Source organism: Streptomyces sp. NPDC026092 (assembly GCF_040638605.1).
In the GTDB taxonomy this organism is placed as follows: domain Bacteria; phylum Actinomycetota; class Actinomycetes; order Streptomycetales; family Streptomycetaceae; genus Streptomyces.
This window is the reverse complement of the sequence record NZ_JBEZYN010000005.1, coordinates 63,091-84,251: the sequence shown is the minus strand read 5'-3', so window position 1 is coordinate 84,251 and position 21,161 is coordinate 63,091. Positions and strand designations below refer to the sequence as shown.

At 72.2% G+C, this 21,161-nt stretch carries 20 protein-coding genes; 8 read left to right on the top strand and 12 right to left on the bottom strand.

Annotated elements, in window-relative coordinates; all coding sequences use genetic code 11:
• Nucleotides 1-225 precede the first annotated feature (225 nt).
• Complete coding sequence (locus AB0F56_RS09865; protein WP_362006329.1) at nucleotides 226-1,281, top strand: winged helix-turn-helix domain-containing protein; 1,056 nt, start codon at nucleotides 226-228, stop codon at nucleotides 1,279-1,281.
• On the opposite strand, the gene AB0F56_RS09860 is transcribed toward AB0F56_RS09865, so the two are convergent.
• A complete protein-coding gene (locus AB0F56_RS09860; protein WP_362006326.1) occupies nucleotides 1,251-2,411 on the bottom strand; it encodes an alkaline phosphatase PhoX in 1,161 nt (386 codons plus the stop codon). The two genes, AB0F56_RS09865 and AB0F56_RS09860, sit on opposite strands and share 31 nt — an antisense overlap.
• A 252-nt stretch (nucleotides 2,412-2,663) precedes the next feature.
• Entirely contained in the window at nucleotides 2,664-3,233 is a 570-nt protein-coding gene (locus tag AB0F56_RS09855) for a hypothetical protein (RefSeq protein WP_362006324.1), read from the bottom strand.
• 116 nt (nucleotides 3,234-3,349) lie between these two features.
• Between AB0F56_RS09855 and AB0F56_RS09850 the strand changes: the two genes are divergently transcribed.
• Nucleotides 3,350-3,760, top strand: coding sequence for a VOC family protein (locus AB0F56_RS09850; protein ID WP_362006321.1), 411 nt, complete (start codon nucleotides 3,350-3,352; stop codon nucleotides 3,758-3,760).
• A 10-nt stretch (nucleotides 3,761-3,770) separates the two neighbouring features.
• Here AB0F56_RS09850 and AB0F56_RS09845 read toward each other — a convergent pair whose 3' ends face one another.
• The 6 genes from AB0F56_RS09845 to AB0F56_RS09820 all read right to left on the bottom strand — a co-directional run bounded on the left by AB0F56_RS09845 (nucleotide 3,771) and on the right by AB0F56_RS09820 (nucleotide 10,343).
• On the bottom strand, nucleotides 3,771-4,703 hold the full coding sequence (locus AB0F56_RS09845; protein ID WP_362006319.1) for an oxidoreductase: 933 nt from the start codon (nucleotides 4,701-4,703) through the stop codon (nucleotides 3,771-3,773).
• A 56-nt stretch (nucleotides 4,704-4,759) separates the two neighbouring features.
• Nucleotides 4,760-5,521 carry a glucose 1-dehydrogenase gene (locus tag AB0F56_RS09840; RefSeq protein WP_362006317.1) on the bottom strand — a complete coding sequence of 254 codons (762 nt, stop codon included), beginning with the start codon at nucleotides 5,519-5,521 and terminating at the stop codon, nucleotides 4,760-4,762.
• Between the two features lie 110 nt (nucleotides 5,522-5,631).
• Complete coding sequence (locus tag AB0F56_RS09835; RefSeq protein WP_362006315.1) at nucleotides 5,632-6,216, bottom strand: TetR family transcriptional regulator; 585 nt, start codon at nucleotides 6,214-6,216, stop codon at nucleotides 5,632-5,634.
• Nucleotides 6,217-6,274: 58 nt separating this feature from the next.
• A complete protein-coding gene (gene nirD / locus AB0F56_RS09830; protein WP_362006312.1) occupies nucleotides 6,275-6,607 on the bottom strand; it encodes a nitrite reductase small subunit NirD in 333 nt (110 codons plus the stop codon).
• 6 nt (nucleotides 6,608-6,613) lie between these two features.
• Nucleotides 6,614-9,148, bottom strand: a complete 2,535-nt coding sequence (nirB, locus tag AB0F56_RS09825) for a nitrite reductase large subunit NirB (RefSeq protein WP_362006309.1) — start codon at nucleotides 9,146-9,148, stop codon at nucleotides 6,614-6,616.
• Nucleotide 9,149: 1 nt separating this feature from the next.
• Complete coding sequence (locus AB0F56_RS09820) at nucleotides 9,150-10,343, bottom strand: FAD-dependent oxidoreductase (RefSeq protein ID WP_362006307.1); 1,194 nt, start codon at nucleotides 10,341-10,343, stop codon at nucleotides 9,150-9,152.
• 197 nt (nucleotides 10,344-10,540) lie between these two features.
• Between AB0F56_RS09820 and AB0F56_RS09815 the strand changes: the two genes are divergently transcribed.
• From AB0F56_RS09815 to AB0F56_RS09805, 3 genes are read left to right on the top strand one after another with little or no spacing between them, the layout of a single operon-like run.
• Nucleotides 10,541-11,989 (top strand): ferredoxin reductase family protein, encoded by a 1,449-nt coding sequence (locus tag AB0F56_RS09815; protein ID WP_362006304.1) that lies wholly within the window; start codon nucleotides 10,541-10,543, stop codon nucleotides 11,987-11,989.
• Nucleotides 11,982-12,173 carry a hypothetical protein gene (locus AB0F56_RS09810; protein ID WP_362006301.1) on the top strand — a complete coding sequence of 64 codons (192 nt, stop codon included), beginning with the start codon at nucleotides 11,982-11,984 and terminating at the stop codon, nucleotides 12,171-12,173. Before AB0F56_RS09815 ends, AB0F56_RS09810 begins: the two co-directional genes overlap by 8 nt.
• A gap of 37 nt (nucleotides 12,174-12,210) precedes the next feature.
• Nucleotides 12,211-12,999, top strand: a complete 789-nt coding sequence (locus AB0F56_RS09805; protein WP_362006298.1) for a TSUP family transporter — start codon at nucleotides 12,211-12,213, stop codon at nucleotides 12,997-12,999.
• Nucleotides 13,000-13,002: 3 nt separating this feature from the next.
• Here AB0F56_RS09805 and AB0F56_RS09800 read toward each other — a convergent pair whose 3' ends face one another.
• The 4 genes from AB0F56_RS09800 to AB0F56_RS09785 all read right to left on the bottom strand — a co-directional run bounded on the left by AB0F56_RS09800 (nucleotide 13,003) and on the right by AB0F56_RS09785 (nucleotide 16,699).
• Complete coding sequence (locus AB0F56_RS09800) at nucleotides 13,003-13,623, bottom strand: class F sortase (RefSeq protein WP_362006295.1); 621 nt, start codon at nucleotides 13,621-13,623, stop codon at nucleotides 13,003-13,005.
• 125 nt (nucleotides 13,624-13,748) lie between these two features.
• Nucleotides 13,749-14,258 (bottom strand): hypothetical protein, encoded by a 510-nt coding sequence (locus AB0F56_RS09795; protein WP_362006292.1) that lies wholly within the window; start codon nucleotides 14,256-14,258, stop codon nucleotides 13,749-13,751.
• Nucleotides 14,259-14,561: 303 nt separating this feature from the next.
• Nucleotides 14,562-14,975, bottom strand: coding sequence for a hypothetical protein (locus tag AB0F56_RS09790; protein ID WP_362006289.1), 414 nt, complete (start codon nucleotides 14,973-14,975; stop codon nucleotides 14,562-14,564).
• Nucleotides 14,972-16,699 (bottom strand): right-handed parallel beta-helix repeat-containing protein, encoded by a 1,728-nt coding sequence (locus AB0F56_RS09785; protein WP_362006287.1) that lies wholly within the window; start codon nucleotides 16,697-16,699, stop codon nucleotides 14,972-14,974. Before AB0F56_RS09785 ends, AB0F56_RS09790 begins: the two co-directional genes overlap by 4 nt.
• Nucleotides 16,700-16,897: 198 nt before the next feature.
• Here AB0F56_RS09785 and AB0F56_RS09780 point away from each other — a divergent pair, with 198 nt between their 5' ends.
• From AB0F56_RS09780 to AB0F56_RS09770, 3 genes are read left to right on the top strand one after another with little or no spacing between them, the layout of a single operon-like run.
• Nucleotides 16,898-17,497 (top strand): NAD(P)H-dependent oxidoreductase, encoded by a 600-nt coding sequence (locus AB0F56_RS09780; protein WP_362006284.1) that lies wholly within the window; start codon nucleotides 16,898-16,900, stop codon nucleotides 17,495-17,497.
• A gap of 14 nt (nucleotides 17,498-17,511) precedes the next feature.
• Nucleotides 17,512-19,245 (top strand): ABC transporter ATP-binding protein, encoded by a 1,734-nt coding sequence (locus AB0F56_RS09775; RefSeq protein ID WP_362006282.1) that lies wholly within the window; start codon nucleotides 17,512-17,514, stop codon nucleotides 19,243-19,245.
• Nucleotides 19,242-21,095, top strand: coding sequence for an ABC transporter ATP-binding protein (locus AB0F56_RS09770; RefSeq protein ID WP_362006279.1), 1,854 nt, complete (start codon nucleotides 19,242-19,244; stop codon nucleotides 21,093-21,095). The genes AB0F56_RS09775 and AB0F56_RS09770 overlap by 4 nt, the downstream gene beginning before the upstream one ends.
• Nucleotides 21,096-21,161: the final 66 nt, after the last annotated feature.

Here is a 21,161-nt window from a genome sequence, read left to right as displayed (position 1 = left end):
GTGAGCCGCAACCCTCGCCGACCGCCGCCGGACGCGTGAAGCCCCCCACGGTCTTCGCCACGCCACCTCGGTCCTGAAGGTTTCCTGCCCGACACGCACAGCTTTTCTGTTTGCCCCGGGTCCCCGCGATGCTTTTCAAGTGTGGCTGAAACACCCTGGTAACGTCCTGTGATGATGTGCATACTCTTCGACGGGGGTGGTTGCGAGTGCACAGGTGGGGGTTCAATGCTGCGGATTCATTTCACCGCAAGCGACGTGGCGGGCGTACGGATGGCGGCCCGGCCCGACGTTCTGTGGGAAACGATTCTCAGCTTTCATCGGCTTAGAGACCGGCGCGGACCGGTCGTCTACGGAGAATGGCGTTCCCAGACCCGGCCCCGGCTCAACGGGGAGACCCGGCTGCTCGCCGCGCTCGTTCCCAGCCGCGGTTACTTCCCCGACTTCCTGACCCCTCCCGAGGGCCTCCAGGGGCTCGACGAGGGCCTCCAGGCGATCCGCGCGACCCCGGGGGACCGGCTCCTCACCGAGCTCGCCCTCCTCGGCGCCGACCGGGCCGGGGGCAGGACCGTGCCGCACTCGCTGCGCGCCCTCGCCGAGGGCGGCGACGAGCCGTTCGGCCGGCTCCTCGGGGCGCTGCGCAGCTACCACCGGGCGGCGATCGAGCCGTACTGGCCGCAGATCCGTGCCCGGGTCGAGGCCGACCGGGCGGTGCGCGGCCGGGCCCTGCTCGACGGCGGCGCGGACGAACTCCTCGCCTCGCTGCCGCCGATGTTCCGCTGGCGCGCGCCCGTCCTGGAGGCCGACTACCCGGTCGCCCGCGACGTGCACCTCGACGGCAGGGGGCTGCTGCTCCAGCCCTCGTACTTCTGCCGGGGCACGCCGGTCGTCCTGCGCGACCCCGCGCTGCCCCCGGTGCTCGTCTACCCGACGACGCACTGCGAGGCGCCGACGGTGCACGAGCCGGGCGGCTCCTCGCTGGCCAAGCTGGTCGGCAACACGCGCTCGGCGGTCCTGCACGCGATCGGCGACGGCGGCACCACGAGCGAACTCGCCCGCAGGGCGGGGGTCTCGCTCGCCTCGGCCAGCCAGCACGCGGGCGTCCTGCGCGAGGCGGGGCTCGTCGCGACGCTGCGGCACGGCAACGCGGTCCTGCACACCCTCACACCGCTGGGCGCGGCCCTGCTGGGCGGCGGCGGACGGAAGAGGGGGGTCGCGGGGACCGTCTCGGCGACGGCCCCCGCGGAACGTCTCTACGCGCGGAACGGGCCGGTCACCTCGTAGGTGATACCGCCCGAGGAGCTGCCGCTGGTGCCGCGCTGGCTGGAGAAGTACAGCCGCTTGCCGTCGGGGGAGAAGGCCGGTCCGGTGATCTCGGAACCGGACTGGCCGCTGATCCGCAGGAACGGAGCCACGACGTCGTCCGGTGTGATGACGCAGATCTCCATGTTGCCGCCGTCCTCGGCGATGAAGAGGTCGCCGGAGGAGGAGCCGGTGACGTTGTCGACACCCGTCAGCGGGGCGCCGCCGCCGGAGACGAGCGAGTCGTCGTAGGCCAGCTCGTAGGTGCTGGTGGCGAGGTTGAGCTGCCAGAGGCGGTTGTCGCCCTTGGTGGTGAACCAGACGGTGTCGTTGGCGTAGTGGCAGCCCTCGCCGCCGTTGAACTTCTTCGAGCCCGAGACCTGGCTGCGGGTCGCCGTCGGCGAGCCGTCCGGGTCGGGGACGTTCTGCCAGGTGAAGGAGCCGGAGGTGGCGGTGCCGGCGACCAGGACCTGGAGCGTGCCGGAGGTGAGGTTGCCCCAGGTGGTCGGGATGAAGCGGTAGAAGCAGCCGCTGGACTCGTCCTCGGTCAGGTAGATCACCTTGCGGACGGGGTCGGCGGCCGCGGCCTCGTGCTTGAAGCGGCCCATCGCGGCGCGCCGGACGGCCGCGTTCACGCCGTACGGGTCGGTCTCGTAGACGTACCCGAGGCTGACCTCCTCGCAGGAGAGCCAGGTGTTCCACGGGGTCGCGCCGCCCGCGCAGTTGGTGCGGGTGTTGGAGAGGATGCGGTACGCGCCCGTGACGGCGCCGGTCGAGCTGAACTTGACCGCGCTCGCGCCGCCGCCCGGGTTGATCTCCGAGTTGGAGACATAGATCCAGCCGGATCCGTCGACGAAGCAGGCGCCGCCGTCGGGGGCGTTGTGCCAGGTGTACGAGGTGCCGGGGACGGTCTGTCCCGACCGGGCGATGACCCGGCTGCTGAATCCGCTCGGCAGCAGGATGCCGTTGGCGTCGGCCGCGCCGAGGGCCCCGTAGGGGCCGGCGCCGGGCTGGGCGGGGGCCGCGTAGGCCGCCCCGTGCATCAGTGTGCCGCCGAAGGCGGCCGCCGACGTACCGATGACCGCTCCGCGCAGGAAACTGCGTCGCTCCACGTCTCACTCCAGAGGGGTGGTGTGTGTGAACCCGCCACACCGGTCGGCGGCGGGGTCGCGCGCTTTCGGAACCTAGGAGTACGGAGTTGGTACGGAGTTGACGGTGCAGCAACGAGCGATGAAGGGGAAGCGTCGGGCAGAAGGTCGGCGCGGGAAGAGGAGTGGGCGGGGTGGGAACGGGGTGGAAGGGGCGGGTACGTCCCTCTGGAGCCCTGGAGCCCTGGAGCCCTGGAGCTCTGGAGCCCTGCGGGGTTACGGCTTCGCTTCCAGGACGGTCTTGAGGTCCGCGAAGCGCTCGCGCCAGAACTCCTTGTACGCGGCCACCGCGTCCGCGTCCGGGAGCTTGGTGTGGCCGAGGCCGATCTGGGTCTTCGCCTCGCCCTTCGGGGTCAGATAGACCTCGATCCGGCTCGTCCCGCCGTCCCAGTCCGCCGTCAGGGACTTCCCCGGCCGGTGGGTCCGTACCTCCAGCTCGCCGTCCGGCAGCCAGCGGCGGCGCAGCTCCTCGTCGGCGAAGGCGGCCGTGCAGAGCTCGGCCGGGGCGTTCACTGTCTTGCTCGCGCTCACCTTCCAGCCGCCGTCCGAGGCCTGGCCGACCGCGCGCATCCCGCGCTCCTGCTCGTAGCCGACGGCGATCGACTGGGCGTGCCAGCCGCTGACGCCGTGCGCCTCCACCAGGTGGCGGGCGATCGCCGTGTGGTTCCGGCCGGTGGCGTCCCAGGCGTCCAGGAGCGCGAACCAGGCCGCCCAGCCCTGTCCGGTGGCGCCGGCCAGGGCCTCGTCCGACAGTCGTTCGGTGATCTTCCTGCCTGTGGGGCTCATACCCCGACGCTAACGCCGTCCAGAAGAAACCTCCCGCGTGCCGATGAGTTCCGTCGCCGGCCGCCGTCTACCCCTCGAAACAGCACGGACAACAGGAGCACAGGAGAGAGCGCGTCATGAACCAGATGATCTTCGTCAACCTGCCGGTGAAGGACCTGGAGACCTCCAAGGCCTTCTGGAGCAAGCTCGGCTACTCCTTCAACCCGCAGTTCAGCGACGACACGACCGCCTGCCTGGTCATCAGCGACACGATCTTCGCGATGCTGCTGACCGAGCCGAAGTTCAAGGAGTTCACGAAGCCCGGCAAGGAGCTGGTCGACGCGACGAAGTCGACCGAGGTCCTCCTCACGCTGAGCGCCGAGAGCCGCGTCAAGGTCGACGAGCTCGCCGACGGCGCCCTCGCCGCCGGTGGCACGGCGGCGAAGGAGCCCATCGACTTCGGCTCGATGTACGGCCGCTCGTTCTCGGACCCGGACGGCCACCACTGGGAGGTCATGTGGATGGACCCGGCCGAGATCGAGGGCTGATCGGGGCCGGTCAGCGCCCCAGGGAGTCGTACGTCACGCCGGTGAGCTGCTCGGAGGCCACCCAGAGCCGCTCACCGGCGACGTCGTCCAGCGTCCAGCGCGCCCGCCACGACGAGCCCGGCGCGCCCCGCCACATCAGGAACGACGGGCCGGTGAACGAGTCGGGCGCCACGCCCTGAGCCGTCGCCGCGTAGAGCGTCGGCAGCGCCCCGCCCTCGGCCGGCTGGGCGAAGACCCGGTTCCCGAGCTCCACGATCCGCTCGGCGCCCGTACGGCCCTCCATTCGTACCGCCGCCGACTGCAGGTTGGTCGCCGCGTACCCGGGGTGGGCGGCCGCCGCCACGATCCCCGTGCCCGCCGCCCCCAGCCGCCGCGCCAGCTCGTGCACGAAGAGCAGGTTCGCCGTTTTCGAGCGGCCGTACGCGATCCAACGCCGGTACTTCCGCTCGCTGTTGAGGTCCCCCATGTCCAGATTCGACAGGGCGTGCAGGCCGCTGGAGACGGTGACGACCCGCGCGGCCGGTGCGGCGAGCAGCCTGGGAAGGAGCAGACCGGTGAGGGCGAAGTGGCCGAGGTGGTTGACCCCGAACTGGGTCTCGAAGCCGTCCGCCGTCCGCCCGTACGGCAGCGCCATCACGCCCGCGTTGTTGACGAGCAGATCGAGCCGCTCGTACGGGAACGAGGCCGCGAACTCCCGTACGGAGGACAGGTCGGCCAGGTCCAGCGGACGGAACTCCACGTCCGCGCCCGGCATTTCGCGGCGCACCGCCTCGACGGCCGCCGTGCCCCGGGCCTCGCTGCGGCAGGCGAGCACCACCCGGGCGCCCTTCCTGGCGAGTTCGCGGGCGGTGACCAGACCGATGCCGCTGTTGGCGCCGGTCACGACGGCCGTGCGGCCGCCCTGGTCCGGGATGCGTGCGGTGTTCCAGCCGGGCGTGGCCATGCGGACCCCCTCGTTCTTACTCCGGAGTAGGACCGCACAGCCTACGGGCGGGCGCCTCAGGCCGAAACGCCCCCGTCGATCACGAGGTCGGTGCCGACGACCGAAGCGGCGTCGTCCGAGGCCAGGTACAGCACCGCCGCCGCGACCTCCGAGGCGGCCGAGATCCGGCCGAGCGGCGACTCGGCCTTCATGCGTACCGCCCGCTCGGCCTCCGTCTCGCCCGGCCGCAGCGACATCGTCGAGTCCGAGGCGCCCGGGCTGACCGCGTTGATCCGCACCCCCTCGGCGACGTGGTCGAGGGCGGCGGCGCGGGTCATCGCGGAGACCGCCGCCTTGGAGACCTGGTAGCCGAAGACGCCCGGGATGCGCACGTGCGGGCCGAGGTTGGAGGAGATGTTGACGATGGCGCCGCCGCCGTGGGCCCGCATGTGGGCGATCTCGGCCTGGAGGGAGTGCAGGACGCCCGTGACGTTGATGTCGAGCAGCGTCTGCCAGTCCTCCAGGGGGAAGTCGGCGGCGGACGCGCCGCCCCGGAAGACCCCTGCGTTGTTCACGGCCACGTCGAGGCCGCCGAATGTCTCGACGGTCTCCCGGACCAGCCGGCGGGTGTCCTCGGCGCGGGCCACATCGGCGGTGACGGCGGCCGCGGTGCCGCCGGCGGCCTCGATCAGGGACACCGTCTCGGCGAGGGTGGCCGCGCTGCGGCCGGAGACGACGACCTTCGCGCCCTCGGCCGCGAAGGCGAGCGCGATGGCCCGCCCGAGGCCGGTGCCGGCGCCGGTGACGAGGGCGCGCTTGTCGGTGAAGCGTGCGGACATGGCGATGCCAACTCCCTGGATAGCGTGAGCGTGGGTTTCTTGACCGTGCGTTCCAATATGAAGGCCTGAGAAAGAGGCGCCGCGAGGCGCCTCCGATCGAAGCCGGATTCTCAGTCGAGCAGCGTCAGGGCCTGCTCCGCCGCGTCATGGACCCTGGCCGGGTCGCTCGACGCCTTGCCGACCACCCGCAGGCCCTGCGCCAGGACGAGGAGCATCCGGGCGAGCGCCTGCGGATCGCGGTCGGCCGGCAGTTCGCCCTGGGCGCGGGCGCGGACGAGCGAGGAGTGCAGCAGGGTCTCGATCTGCTCCCAGCTCAGCTCCACCCGGCGCGCCACCGGCACGTCGTGCGGCCCCAGTTCGGCCGCCGAGTTGGTGACGAAACACCCGCTCAGACGTGTCGCTTCGGCCCCCGCCTCCGCGGCGAACCGTCTGATCAGGCTCCGTACGGGCGGCAGTGCCGGCCCCGGCGCGGACAGCTCCTCCAGCATCGTCGGCTCGCACGACTGGAGGTAGCGGTCCATCGCCTTCATGTAGAGGGCGTGCTTGTTGCCGAAGGTGGCGTAGATGCTGGCGCGGCCGATCCCGAGGTGCTCGACGAGATCCGCCATCGTCGTCGCCTCGTAGCCGCGCGCCCAGAACAGCTCGAGAGCCGACTGGAGCGCGGCGTCGGGATCGAATTCCTTGGTCCTGGCCACGCGTTGACTCTAGGTTTATCTGGAACGATCAGTCAAGTAAGGCCTCTGATAGGCCGACTTACGACGCCCGTACCGGAAACACCGCCACCGACACGCTCTCGTCGTCCAGGCACCTGCCCGTCTCCAGGTCGAAGCGCTGCTTGAGCAGCGGCGAGGCCACGAACGTCCGGCCGCCCGCCGAGCCGAGCAGCCCCCGGGACAGCACCTGCGCCCCGGTGAACGGGTCGCGGTTGTCGATCGCGTACGCCCGCCCCGCCCGGTCCAGGAAGAGCGCCGCCTGCCGGCCGTCGGGGAGCAGCGCGGCCACGCCCCGGCCCGGCGTCAGCCGGGAGGTCTCGCAGACCGTCGTCCAGGCGTCGGCCTCGATGTCGTGGGAGAGTTCGAGGTGCATCGGGCTTCAGACCCCTTCCAGAGTTCCGATGGTGAGGACCGTCAGGTCCGGCTTGATCTGGTCGCGCTCCGGCACGAAGCGCACCGACGGGTCCGGTGCCTCCGGCGCGTTCACGAACGACACGAACCGGCGCAGCCGCTCCGGGTCGTCCAGGGTCGCCGCCCACTCGTCCTGGTAGTCCGCGACATGGGCCGCCATCAGCGCCTCCAACTCGTCGCAGAGCCCGAGCGAGTCGTGCACGACCACGTCCCGCAGGTGGTCGAGGCCGCCGTCGAGCCGCTCCAGCCACACCGAGGTGCGCTCCAGGCGGTCGGCGGTACGGATGTAGAACATCAGGAACCGGTCGATCAGCCGGACCAGTTCGGCGTCCGACAGGTCCTGTGCCAGCAGGTCCGCGTGGCGCGGGGTCGCGCCGCCGTTGCCGCCCACGTACAGGTTCCAGCCGTTGGCCGTCGCGATGACGCCGAAGTCCTTCGACTGCGCCTCCGCGCACTCCCGCGCGCAGCCGGAGACCGCCGACTTGAGCTTGTGCGGGGAGCGCAGGCCCCGGTAGCGCAGCTCCAGCTGGATCGCCATCTTCACCGAGTCCTGGACTCCGTAGCGGCACCAGGTCTGCCCCACACAGGACTTCACCGTGCGCAGCGACTTGCCGTACGCGTGCCCCGACTCGAAGCCCGCGTCGACCAGCCGGGTCCAGATCGCGGGCAGTTGCTCGACGCGGGCGCCGAACATGTCGATCCGCTGCCCGCCCGTGATCTTGGTGTAGAGCCCGAAGTCGCGGGCCACCTCGCCGATCACGATCAGCTTCTCCGGGGTGACCTCGCCGCCCGGGATGCGGGGCACGACCGAGTACGAGCCGTTGCGCTGCAGGTTGGCGAGGAAGTGGTCGTTGGTGTCCTGGAGGGAGGCCTGCTCGCCGTCGAGGATGTACCCGTTGTTGAGGCTCGCCAGGATCGAGGCGACCGTCGGCTTGCAGACCTCGCAGCCCTCGCCGCCGCGCGCCTCCGGCCGACCGTGCGAGTCGAGCAGCTCGGCGAAGGAGGTGAGCCGCAGCGTACGGGTGATCTCGTACAGCTCGCCGCGGGTGTACGAGAAGCAGCCGCAGAGCCCCTTGTCGGCCGGCTCGGGCAGCAGCTGCCCGATGAGCTTCACGCAACTGCCGCAGCCCGTCCCCGCCTTGGTGCATTTCTTGACCTCGGGCAGCGTCGCGCACTGGGTGATCGCGTGCTTGGTCACGTTGTGGCAGGAGCAGATGACGGCGTCGTCCGGCAGCGCGGACGGGCCGAGCGCGACCGGCGCGCCCGCGCCCGCCGGGAGGACGAGCTGCTCGGGGGAGACGGGCGGGACGGAGCCGGTGAGCGGCCGCAGCATCCCGTACGAATCCGCGTCGCCGACCAGGACTCCGCCGAGGAGGACGCCGTCGCCGTCGACCACGAGCTTCTTGTAGACGCCCGAGCGGGAGTCGGAGTAGACGACGTCGAGGCAGCCCTCGGCGGTGCCGTGCGCGTCGCCGAACGAGGCCACGTCCACACCGAGCAGCTTCAGCTTGGTCGACATGTCGGCACCGGTGAAGGACTTCTCCTCCGCCGCGTCGGCGATCCTCGCCGCCACCGTCAGCGCCATCTCGTACCCGGGCGCCACCAGGCCGTACACCCGGCCGTCCGCCGCGAGCGCGCACTCGCCGATCGCGTACACCGCCGGGTCGGACGTGCGGCACGACTCGTCCACGGCGATGCCGCCGCGCTCGCCGACCGTCAGGCCGCAGTCGCGCGCCAGCTGGTCCCGGGGCCGTACGCCCGCCGAGAACACCACCATGTCCGTGGCCAGTTCGGAGCCGTCCGAGAGCCGCATCCCGGTGACCGAGCCGTCCTCCGTCACCACCTCCTGCGTACCCGTGCCGGTGTGGACGGTCAGACCCATCCGCTCGATCGTGCGCAGCAGCGCCGCGCCGCCACCCTCGTCCACCTGCACCGGCATCAGCCGGGGCGCGAACTCCACGACGTGCGTGTCGAGTCCGAGCCCCTTGAGCGCGCCGGCCGCCTCCAGGCCGAGCAGCCCGCCGCCGACCACGGCGCCGGTCGTCGCGGTCTTGGCGTACTCCTCGATCGCGAGCAGGTCCTCGATCGTCCGGTACACGAAACAGCCCCGCGCGTCCTTGCCGGGGACCGGCGGCACGAAGGGGTACGAACCGGTGGCCAGGACGAGCGTGTCGTACGCGAAGACCTGCCCGGAGCGGGCGGTGACCGTACGGGCCGCGCGGTCGACGGAGTCCGCCGGGTCGCCGACGTACAGCTCGATGCCGTGCCTCGCCATGAAGCCGTCCTCGACCATGGACAGGTCGTCGGGGGTCTTCCCGCTGAAGTACGAGGTCAACTGGACCCGGTCGTAGGCGGGGCGCGGCTCCTCGCAGAGCACGACGACCCGCGCCCGCTCGGTGACGCCCCGGTCCGCGAGCGCTTCGAGGAACCGCTGGCCGACCATGCCGTGGCCGACCAGGACGATGGTGGGCACGGTGGGGGTGTGCAGGGGCGTGGTCGCCATCTCAGGAGCCTCCGTCATGGGTGAGCAGATGAAGCAGGGGGGCGTCGGGCAGGGCCTCGTCGCCCTCCCAGGCCCGGGCGAGCGTGCCGACGGCGGCGAGATCGCCGAGCAGCACGCCGCCCACGAGCCGGTCGCCACGGACGACGACCTTGCGGTACGCGCGCCGGGTGGCGTCGGTCAGCTGGACGACGTCGTCCCCGGGCAGCGGGGTGGCCTCGCCGAACGCTGCGAGGTCGAGCCCCACGGGCCCGCCGAGCGTGAGCCGGGTGAGGGCGCGGGTGCCGGTGTAGCCGGCGGGCCGGGGATCCTGCGACAGGAGGACGTCCGCGAGGGCGTCCGCCTGTTCCAGGGCCGGGCCCGCCAGGCCGTAGACCCGGCCGTCGTGTTCGGCGCAGTCGCCGATGGCGTGGATGAACGGGTCGGAGGTCCGCAGCTCGTCGTCGACGACGATGCCCGTACGGACGTCGAGGCCGGCGTCCCGGGCGAGCCCGATGCGCGGCCTGACCCCGCAGGCGAGGACCACGACCTGCGCGTCGAGCACGAACCCGTCGGCCAGTTCGACGGCCGTCACCGCGCCGCCCTCCTGCCGCAGCCCGCTGACCCGGCACTCGGTGTGCACCTCGACGCCGAGGGACTCCACGTGCTCGCGGAGCAGAGCGGAGGCGTGGGCGTCGAGTTGGCGCTCCATCAGGCGCTCGCCCTGCTGGGTCAGCACCACCTCCGCGCCGAGCGCGGCCAGCGCGCGGGCGGCGGAGACGCCGAGCAGGCCGCCGCCGATGACCACGGCGCGGACGCCGGGGCGCACGAGGGCGCGCAGCTCCAGGCAGTCGTCGAGGGTGCGGAAGGGGTGCACGCCCGACGGCAGCCGGGCGCCCCGGAGGCCGCGCAGGGGAGGAAGCACCGGGTTGGAGCCGGTCGCCAGGACCAGCCGGTCGTAGCCGACGGACGTCCCGTCCGCGCACTCCACGTTCCGGGCGGCCCGGTCGATCCGCACCACCCGCACCCCACGCCGCGCCGGCTCCTGGGGAGCGGGCAGCGCGATCACCTCGGGCGCGTACCGTCCGGCGAGGACGTCCGCGAGCAGCACCCTGTTGTACGGTGCGTGCGGCTCCTCGCCGAGGAGGGTGACGGGCAGCCGCTGGGCGAGCCGGACGCCCGCCGTTCCGCCGCCGACCACCACGATCCGTGTACTCATGTGTCGAAGCGTGCGGGCGGGGTGTTACCCGGGGGGATCCCGATTGTTTCTCCTGCGGAACGCTGATCTCCGCGACGGGGGTTCTCGGGTGTGAGGGTTAACCGGTGGTGAGCCGGTCCTCAAGGGGGCCTTAAGGATCGCGGGGGAGGGGCTGAGCTGGGGTTTCGTATACCCCCGTGACCCTAGTGTCGGGTCTCGTGACGACCGAGGTTCAGGAACCCAGGCATCCGGCGCTTGCCGCGTATCTCGCGCAGCGCGGGGTGCAGGAGCGTACCCGGGTGCGGCCCGGTGGTGGACGTGCCCAGTCGCTCCGCCCTGCGGAACGACTGCCCACAACCCCGCGGCTCGCCCCCGATCGGCTGCGCAACGCCATCGTCGGTGGTGCCGGAGCCGTCGCGCTGCTCTGGGGTGTGCAGGTGCAGCCCTCCGCGCGGCTCGACTCCTTCTTCGCCGCCGGGGCCCACCTCACCGGGCTCCTCGCCGGGTACGGCGTGCTCGTCATGCTGTTCCTGATGGCGCGCGTGCCCGCCGTCGAGCACGGGGTCGGGGCCGACCGGCTCGCCCGGTGGCACGCGGTCGGCGGGCGGTACGTGCTCGGGCTCATCGGCGCGCACGCCGTGCTCGCGCTCTGCGGGTACGCCGTGCACACCCGTACCGACCTCGTCACCGCCGCCGGATGCCTGCTCTCCTACCCGGCCCTCGCCGCCGCGACCGCCGGGACCGCGCTCTTCGTCGCCGTCGGGGTCACGTCCGCGCGGGCCGCCCGGCGGCGGCTGCGGCACGAGACGTGGCGGGCGCTCCACCTGCTCAGCCACCTCGCCGCCGCCCTCGGGTTCGTCCACCAGCTCGCCGGGCCCGACCTCACCGGCAGCGTCCTCGCGCTCTGGGCCTGGTCGATGGCGCACGCGACCGTCGCCGTCCTCCTCGTCTGGTACCGGATCGTCGTCCCCGTCCGGCAGGCCCTGCGCCACTCCCTGCGGGTGACCGAGGTCCGTGACGAGGCCCCGGGCGTCGTCTCCGTGACCATCAGGGGCACCGGTCTGGAGCTGCTGTGCGCCGAACCCGGGCAGTTCTTCCGCTGGCGGTTCCTGACCCGCAGGCTCTGGCGGACCGCGCTGTCGTTCTCGCTCTCCGCTCCTGTACGCGACGACACCCTGCGGATCACCGTGAAGGCGCTCGGCGACCACACCCGCCGCATCCGCCGCCTGCGCCCCGGCACACGGGTCCTGGCCACCGGACCCTTCGGCGCGCTCACCGCGCACCGGCGCACCCGCCGCAAGGTCCTGCTGCTCGCCGGGGGCGTGGGGATCACCCCGCTGCGGGCGCTCTTCGAGACGCTGCCCGGCGGCCCCGGCGACGTGACGCTGCTGTACCGGGCCTCCGACGCGGACGGGCTCGTCCTGCGCGAGGAGCTGGAGCGCATCGCGCACGCACGGCAGGCCGCCCTCCACTACCTCCTCGGCCCGTCCGACGCCTCCTTCGACCCGCTCGCCCCGCAGGCCCTGCGCAACCTGGTGCCCGGCCTCGCCGGCCACGACGTCTACCTCTGCGGCCCGCCCGCCATGTCCAGGGCCGCCACCGACTCGCTCGTCAGGGCCGGGGTGCCGGCCCGTCGCATCCACTCCGAGGACTTCAGCCATGAGTAAGCACCGCGCCCGTACCGTCCACCCCACCGACCGCGACCGCAGACAGCTCGCCGCCGGGCTCCTGGCGGTCGGGGCGCTCGCCGCTACCTTCCTCACGGTCGCCGTCGACCCGGCCGCGCCGCCCGCGCCCGACCGGGCCCCGGTCGGCACAACCTCAGACGTAGCTCAACTCTCCAGGGATTGATGGACGGCACACCCATCTCCTCCCTAGGCTCGCGAGCATGCCTGACATATCCCTGACCACTCTCGTCCTGCTCTGTGCCGCCGCTCTCGTGGCGGGCTGGATCGACGCCGTGGTCGGGGGAGGCGGGCTGCTGCTCCTGCCCGCGCTGCTGCTCGGGCTTCCCCAGGTCGCGGCCCCGCAGATCCTCGGCACCAACAAGGCCGTCGCGATCGTCGGCACGACGGGTGCCGCCATCACGTACGTACGCAGGGCGACGGCGCCCGTGCAGGTGAAGACGGCGGTACGGATCGGGCTCGCGGCCCTCGCCGGGTCCATGGGCGGCGCGTTCTTCGCGGCCGGGATCAGCAGCGACGTGCTGCGCCCGGTGATCATGGTGGTGTTGGTCGGTGTCGCCGCGTTCGTGATGCTGCGCCCGAAGTTCGGCATCCAGGCGGAGGGGGAGAAGCCGCCCGTCGGGCGGGCCCGGATCGTCACCGCGATCGTGCTCGTCGGTGGCGGGATCGGCTTCTACGACGGCCTGTTCGGGCCGGGGACCGGCACGTTCCTGGTCCTCGCGCTCACCGCCGTGCTCCACCTCGACCTGGTGACCGCCTCCGCCACGGCCAAGATCGTCAACGTCTGCACCAACGCGGGGGCGCTCGCGATGTTCGCGTACCAGGGCAGCGTGCTCTGGCAGCTGGCGGCGGTCATGGCGGTCTTCAACCTGGCGGGCGGGATGCTCGGGGCGCGGATGGCGCTGAGCAAGGGCGCCGAGTTCGTCCGGGGCGTGCTGCTCGTCGTCGTCTTCTCGCTCGTCGCGAAGCTCGCCTTCGACCAGTGGTCGTAGGGGCTAACGGACTCCGATGAGGTGGCCGAAGGCGACCACGTTCCCCTGGTAGCCGGACTTCTTGGAGAAGCCTCCGCCGCAGGTGATGACCCGGATCTCGGCCCGGCCCCCGGTCTCCCCGTAGACCTTGTCGTCCGGGAAGTCCTTGTTCTCGTACACCTCGACGGCGTCGATCGTGAACACGGCCGTCCGGCCGTCCTGCCGGTCCACCTCGATGCGGTTGCCCTTCTTCAGCGCGCCGAGGGCGTAGAAGACGGCCGGGCCCCGCGCGTTGTCGACATGGCCCGCGACGATCGCGGTGCCCTCGGCGCCGGGCGAGGCGCCGCCCTCGTACCAGCCGGCCAGGTTGCGGTCGTCCGCCGGCGGTACCTCGAGGGCGCCTTGCCGGTCCAGACCGAGCCGCATCATGGGCGTGTCGACGTCGACCTCGGGGATGCGGAGCCGTACCGGCGCGGACGGCGGCAGCGGGTCGGCGGCGGCCGTGGTGTGCGCGTTCGGACCGGCGGCGAACGCCTGCGCGGCGGACGGTACGGGCGGGGTGACCTGCTCCGAGCCGTTCTGGACGAGCCAGATGCCGACGCACGCGGCGGCGGCTATGCCCCACCCCTTGCTCCTGCTGCTCACGGTGCGTTCCTCCGAGAGTCCTGATCCTGAGGCGTGAGCCCCGAGGGCGTGAGCCCCGAGGGTGTGGCCCTGCCCCCGCCGGGCCGTCTGCGGGCGCGCGGCGGGGGCAGGACGCTGCGGTACGTCTAGCCGTCCTGCGCGCCGCTCGCCCGGCGGCGCAGGAGCCACGTACCGCCGACGGCAGCCGCGGCCAGCACCGCCGCGCCCGCCGCGATCTGGGTGGTGTCGGGGCCGACGCTGCCGCCGACACCGGTACGGACATGACCGCTCGGGCGGTCCTTGTGCTTGACGACGAGTTCGCCCCGAGCGGTCTTTCCGTTGTCGCAGGCCACACTGATCCAGTACGTACCGGCCTTGGCGTGCTCCGGCACCGTGAACTGGCCGACCACGACCTCCTTGTGCGTGCTCGGGTTCAGGTGGAAGTCCCCCGCGCCGAGGGACTGCGCGTCGCCGACGCCGCGGCCGTTCTTGCCGCAGGCGAGGGTGTTGACGGTGATGGTGGTGCCGGGGCTCGCGGAGGAGGGGTAGACCTCCAGGGACTCGGAGTCCCCGGCGTACGCGGCGGGGGAGCCGAGTGCGCCGATCGCGGCGGCCGCCAGCGCGGTACCGGTGAGCAGGCGGGCAGTGGTGCGCATGGGGTCCTCCGGGGCGCGCGAGCGGTCATGCCGGGGAGGCCCGGTCCTGCCGGGAGGGACTTCCCGGGACCTGCCTCCTAGGACCGAGATAAGAGCCGTCGCGCGCACCGCGCCTGCTGATGGAGGGTCAGAATTACGCCGTACGGTGCGGTGTGTCGCCTTGCGTGGAGGGTGTTTGCGCAGGTCAGAGCGGGTTACGGAGAGTCAGCTGACGGTCCGTGTCGAACGGGTGACGACGCCCGGCCCTTGCGGCGGTCGGGCGACCTTCGGCCCCGCCCGTCAGGCGCTCCTCGCCCCCGCCCGTCAGACGACCAGGCCCTGGATCGCCGCCAGGGCCCACTCCTGCGCCCCCATCGTCGTGCCCGCCGCGACGCCGGTCGCGACCGGGGCCAGGGCGCCCCTGAGCGTGGCGAGGGAGCGGCGCAGCCGGCCCGGCTCGGGCTGGTCGGGTCCGGCGATCGTGGCGAGGACCTCGTCGGCCGCGGTCTCCGTGTCCTCGCGGTCCTGGTCCGGGAGGCCCTGTGCGGGGAGGGCGCGGAGCAGCTCGGCGACGCGCTCGGCGAGCGCCTCGTAGCCGGGGGCGACGCTCGTGCCGTTGTTCTGCTGGTTCTGGGTGACCGTCTTGTTTCCCCAGGCGAACTGGTTGTGCGAGACGGAGCCGTGGAACACGGGCCCCTCGGAGCGCTCGTCGTTCTCTTGGTTCTCGAGCTCGTTCATGTGGTCCTACCGTCCTCGTTCGACTGGCGCTGGGTGACCTGGTCGTTGTTGAACGCGATCTGGCTGTTGTGGACGGAGCCGGCGACGTACAGGCCGTCGACGTTGATGACCGTCGTCGTCTTCTCCTCGACCGTGCGGACGGTCTTCTGGAGGACCTTCAGCGACGTGCGCAGGGAGATGATCTCGACGCGGCCGTTGTCCAGGACGGCGACCCCCTCGGTCCCGTTCACGGAGCAGTCCACCAGGCGGCCGGAGCTCTCGTCGGCGAAGACGGCACCCGCGGTCGCGCAGTCGGTGAACGCGCTGTCCGCGACGCTCAGGTAGCCGGACTCGGCCGCCGACAGGCCGGTTCCCTCGGACCCGCGCACGGTGAGGTTGTTCGCGAAGACCTTCGCCTTGCCGGATGCGACGACCCCTCCGACGCTCACCGTGGTGACCGTGCAGTCGTGCGCGCGCACCTGCGCCTCCTCGGCGCCGCAGAAGCCCACCGCCGCGCGCTCCGCCGTCACGTCCCTGAGCGTGACCCTGGACTGGCCGAGCGCGGTCACCGCGGTCTCGACGTCGCGGAACACCACGTCGGTGAGGTCGGCCGTCGTTCCGCCGTCCCCCTTGGTGTCCAGGCCCAGCGTGCAGCGGTCCACCCGGACGTGCTCGAACGCGCCCTTCGAGCCGTCCCAGACCCGCAGTGCGGAGTTCGTCAGGTCCTCGACCTGGACGCGGGCGAAGCGTCCCCGGGAGCCTTCGGCGACCGCGATGCCGACGTTGCCGCCCGAGACGTGGCAGCCGGTGACCTCGGGCGCGCCGCCCTTGGTCGAGAACACCCCGATGTTGCGGGCGTCGACGACCCGGCAGTTCTCGAACCTGCCCCGGGCGTCGGTCTGCACGTTGATGCCGGTGTCGCGGCACGCGGTGAGCACGCAGTCGCGCACCACCGGGTCGGCGCCGCTCGCCGCGCACACCCCGTGGGCCGCGTCGGTGACGCGCGTACGGTCCACGGAGCCGCGGGACTGCTCGATGAACATGATCCCCTCCGCGTGCACGGCGGTGATCGCGCAGTCGGCCACCGTGAGCTCCGCCCGGGTGTCGGCCATCAGGGCCGCGTTCCCGGTGCCGGTCAGCTCGCAGCCGACGACCTCGGCGCGCGCGTCGCAGACCCGGATGCCGTGGATCCGGCTGCCCTCGATGCGGCTGCCCCGGACGGAGAGCTGGGCGCCCTCGATCGCCGCGATCGCGTTGTCGGCGGCGTCCGTGAACCGGCACCGCTCGACCGTTCCGGTGGCGGCGGTGAAGAGCGTCCGGCCGTGCAGGAAGGTGCTGTCCCGCAGGGTGACATGGGTGTTCGGCCGCGCGTGCGCGCCGGCCCCGCCCGGGGTGCGCACCTCGACGTGGTCGAGCGTGAGGGTGCCCTGCACGCAGGCGACGGCGTCGTAATCCACGTCCCGGTTGGTGAGCACGAGGCCCTCGACCTGGACCGAGCCGTACGTCTCCAGGACCGTCCCGCGCAGCAGGTTCACCACGACGGACCCCGGCCCCTCGGCCGCGACGATCCGCACGTCGCCGCGGGCGACGAGGCTCTCCTCGTACCGCCCGGGCACGATCTCGACGACCGCCGAACGCGGACGGCGGGACACGCCCTGCAGCGTGGAGAAGGCGCGCAGGGCGGAGGTGATCGTGGGGTAGGTGCCACGGCGGCCGTGCGGTGAGACGACGTACTTCACGACCATGCCCCGGACCCCCGTCCGCACCGTTTCCCTGACTCCCGATGTTACCGGAGGGGAGCCGAACGACCGCTGGTGCAGGGCATGTTGTCCGTTCTCGCCGGGGCCGCCCCGACGCCCTCGCCGCCCGCGGCCGGGCCCCGAGAAAAGCCGGGAAAATCACCGCTTGACCTCAACCAAGCTTGAGGTATCAGGATGATCGGCATGGACAACACACGTACGGATTCCACGCCGCTCAAGCTCGCCGTCATCGTCGCCAGCAACCGCGAAGGGCGGTTCGCGCCCGTGCTCGCCGAGTGGTTCCGCGGGCGGCTCGCCGAGCACACCGACTTCGCCGTCGACTTCGTCGACCTCGCCGAGGTCGCGCTGCCCACCGCCCTCTCCCACCACCCCGACACCGCCGTCCGCGCCCAGCTGGCCAAGGTCTCCCCGGTCCTCGAAGCCGCCGACGCCTTCGTCGTCCTCACCCCCGAGTACAACCACTCCTTCCCCGCCTCCCTCAAGGCCCTCATCGACTGGCACTTCGTCGAGTGGCAGGCCAAGCCCGTCGGCTTCGTCTCGTACGGCGGCATGTCCGGCGGCCTGCGGGCGGTGGAGCAACTGCGGCAGGTCTTCGCCGAGATGCACGCCGTGACCGTCCGCGACACGGTCTCCTTCCACAACGCGCACGGGGACTTCGACGAGGACGGCCGGCACCGGGACTCCACCGGCCCCGACGCCGCCGCCAAGTCGCTGCTCGACCAGCTCGCCTGGTGGGCGCACGCCCTCAGGGACGCCAAGACCGTCCGCCCCTACGGCGCCTGAAAGGGAGTCACCTCATGCTGCTGCGCCTCGTCATCGGCCGGCTCCGCCCCTACCGGCGGACGTTAGCGCTCGTCGTCCTCCTCCAACTCGTCCAGTCCCTCGCCTCCCTCACCCTGCCCACCCTCAACGCCGACGTCATCGACAACGGTGTGCTGCGCGGCGACACCGCCCATGTCCTCACCGGCGGCGCCCAGATGGCCGCCGTCACCCTGCTCCAGGCCGCCGCCGCGGCCGCCGCCGTCTACTTCGGCGCGAAGGTCGCCATGGGCGTGGCCCGCGACGTCCGCGCCGCCGCCTTCCGACGGATCCAGGACTTCTCCGCCCAGGAGATCAGCCGCTTCGGCACCGCCTCCCTCATCACCCGCACCACCAACGACATCCAGCAGGTCCAGACGTTCGCCGTGCTCGTCCTGACGATGCTGGTGGCCGCGCCCCTGCTGTCCGTCGGCGGCATCGTCATGGCCCTCGACCAGGACGTCCCGCTCGCCCTGCTCCTCCTCCTCTTCGTCCCGCTGATGGCCGGCGGCGTCGGCAGCGTCGTCCTGCGCATGCGGCCGCTCTTCCGCGGCATGCAGGAGCGGGTCGACCGGGTCAACCGGGTGATGCGCGAGCAGATCACCGGCATCCGGGTCGTCCGCGCCTTCGTCCGCGACCGCCACGAACAGGACCGCTTCGGCGAGGCCAACGACGAGCTGCGCTCGGTCGGCACCCGGGTCGGCCGGCTCCAGGCGCTGATGTTCCCGATCGTGCTGATCGTCTGGGAGCTGTCGACCGTCGCCATCATCTGGGCGGGGGCCCACCGGATCGAGTCCGGGGCCCTGCAGGCCGGTTCGCTCATCGCCTTCCTCGGCTATCTCCTCCAGATCATGATGTCGGTGATGATGGTGCTCTTCCTGCTGATGCACATGCCGCGGGCCGAGGTCAGCGCCGAACGCATCCAGGAGATCCTCGACACCGAGCCCTCCGTCTCCGCCCCCGCCGCCCCCGTCCACACCCTGCACGGCCCCGGCCTCCTCGCCGTCCGGGACGCCGACTTCAGCTACCCCGGCGCCGAGGAACCCGTCCTGCGCGCCGTCAGCCTCACCGCCCGCCCCGGCCGCACCACCGCCGTCATCGGCTCCACCGGCAGCGGCAAGACCACCCTCCTCGGCCTCGTCGCCCGGCTCTTCGACGCCACCGGCGGCCAGGTCACGGTCGGCGGCGTCGACGTCCGCGCCATGGACCCCGCGCTGCGCGCCCGTACCGTCGGACTCGTCCCGCAGAAGCCGTACCTCTTCTCCGGGACGGTCGCGAGCAACCTGCGGTACGGACGGCCCGAGGCGAGCGAGGACGAGCTGTGGCACGCCCTGGAGGTCGCCCAGGCCGCCGACTTCGTCCGCGCCCTGCCCGAAGGGCTCGACGCGCCGGTCGCGCAGGGCGGCACCAACTTCTCCGGCGGCCAGCGCCAGCGGCTCGCCATCGCCCGCGTCCTCGTCGCCCGCCCCCGGGTGTACCTCTTCGACGACTCCTTCTCCGCGCTCGACTACCGCACCGACGCCGTACTCCGAGCGGCTCTGAAGGAGGAGACCGCCGACGCGACCGTCGTCATCGTCGCCCAGCGCGTCTCCACCATCCGCGACGCCGACCGGATCGTCGTCCTCGACCAGGGCCGCGCCGTCGGCAGCGGCACCCACGAGGAACTCATGCGGACCAACCCCACCTACCGGGAGATCGTCCTCTCCCAGCTCACCGAGGAGGAAGCGGCATGAGCAGCGACAAGCGGGGGAGTGCCCCCCAGCGCCGAGGCCCCGCAGTGCAGCAGCGCGGCCCCGGGATCAGCACCCCGTCCCTCGAACGCTCCCTCCAGTTCCGCGCCTCCGGCCTCCGGCTGCTGCGCACCATGGCCCCCGAACGCGCCCGGCTGCTCGGCGTCCTCGCCGCCGCGGCCGCGAGCGTCGCCCTCGCCGTCCTCAGCCCGCTGCTCCTCGGCCGCGCCACCGACCTCGTCATCTCCGGCGCCGCGAGCCCGGCCGGCGTCGACTTCCGGGCCGTCGGCGAGACGCTCGCCCTCGCCTTCGCCGCCGTCGCCGCCTCCGCCGCGCTCAACTGGCTCCAGCAGCGCCTCGCCACGACCGTCGTCCAGCGCGCCGGGCACCGGATGCGCGCCGAGGCGCAGGCCAAGCTGGCCCGGCTGCCGCTCGGTTACGTCGACGGGCAGCCGCGCGGCGAACTCCTCAGCCGCACCACCAACGACATCGACAACATCGTCCAGACCCTCCAGCAGGCCTTCAGCCAGATGGTCCGCGCGCTCCTCACGCTCGTCGGCGTGCTGGTGATGATGTTCTGGATCTCGCCGCTGCTCGCCCTCGTCGCCCTGGCGACCGTCCCCGTCTCGCTGCTCGTCGCGGCCCGGATCGGCAAGCGCGCCCAGCCGCAGTTCGTGAAGCAGTGGGCGGTCACCGGCCGGCTCAACAGCCACGTCGAGGAGATGATCACCGGCCACGCGGAGGTCGTCGTCTTCGGGCGCCGGGACGCGGCCGTGGCACGCTTCGACGAGCTGGGCGAGGAGCTGTACGGGGCGAGCTTCCGGGCCCAGTTCATCTCCGGCTTCATCCAGCCGGCCCTCACCTTCGTCGGGAACCTCAACTACGTCCTGATCGCGGTCGTCGGCGGGCTGCGGGTGGCGACCGGCACGCTGAGCGTCGGCGACGTGCAGGCGTTCATCCAGTACTCGTACGAGTTCAACGGCCCGATCAACCAGATCGCGGCCATGGCCAACCTGCTCCAGTCCGGGGTCGCCTCCGCCGAGCGGGTCTTCGACCTCCTCGACGCGGAGGAGGAGTCCCCGGCGCCGGCCGGCTCGGGGTCTCCGCGCAAGACCGAGGGCCGGGTCTCCTTCGAGAAGGTGGCCTTCCGCTACGAGCAGGACAAGCCGCTCGTCGAGGACCTGTCCCTGACGGTGGAGCCCGGTCAGACGGTCGCGATCGTCGGCCCGACGGGCGCGGGCAAGACGACGCTCGTGAACCTGCTGATGCGGTTCTACGAGATCACCGGCGGCCGGATCACCCTCGACGGAACCGACATCGCGGCGATGTCCCGCGAGGAACTCCGCTCCGGGATCGGCATGGTCCTCCAGGACACCTGGCTCTTCGGCGGGACGATCGCCGACAACATCGCGTACGGCGTTCCCGGGCAGGTCTCGCGCGAACGGATCGTCGAGGCCGCGATGGCGACCCACGCCGACCGGTTCATCCGGACCCTCCCCGACGGTTACGACACGGTCCTCGACGAGGACGGCGCCGGGCTCAGCGCGGGCGAGAAGCAGCTGATCACGATCGCCCGGGCGTTCCTGTCCGAGCCGGTGATCCTGGTCCTGGACGAGGCGACCAGCTCCGTCGACACCCGCACCGAGGTCCTCATCCAGCGGGCCATGTCCTCCCTCCGCGAGGGCCGTACGTCCTTCGTGATCGCCCACCGGCTCTCCACCATCCGGGACGCGGACGTGATCCTGGTGATGGAGAACGGCTCGATCGTCGAACAGGGCACGCACGACGAGCTGTTGGCGTTGGGCGGGGCCTACGCCCGGCTGCACGCGGCACAGTTCGCGGCGGCGGCGTGAGCGGCCGGCGGGGTGGCGGGTGCCACGGGTGCGGCGGCGTGAGCGCGGGGCGCGGCGGGGGTGAGT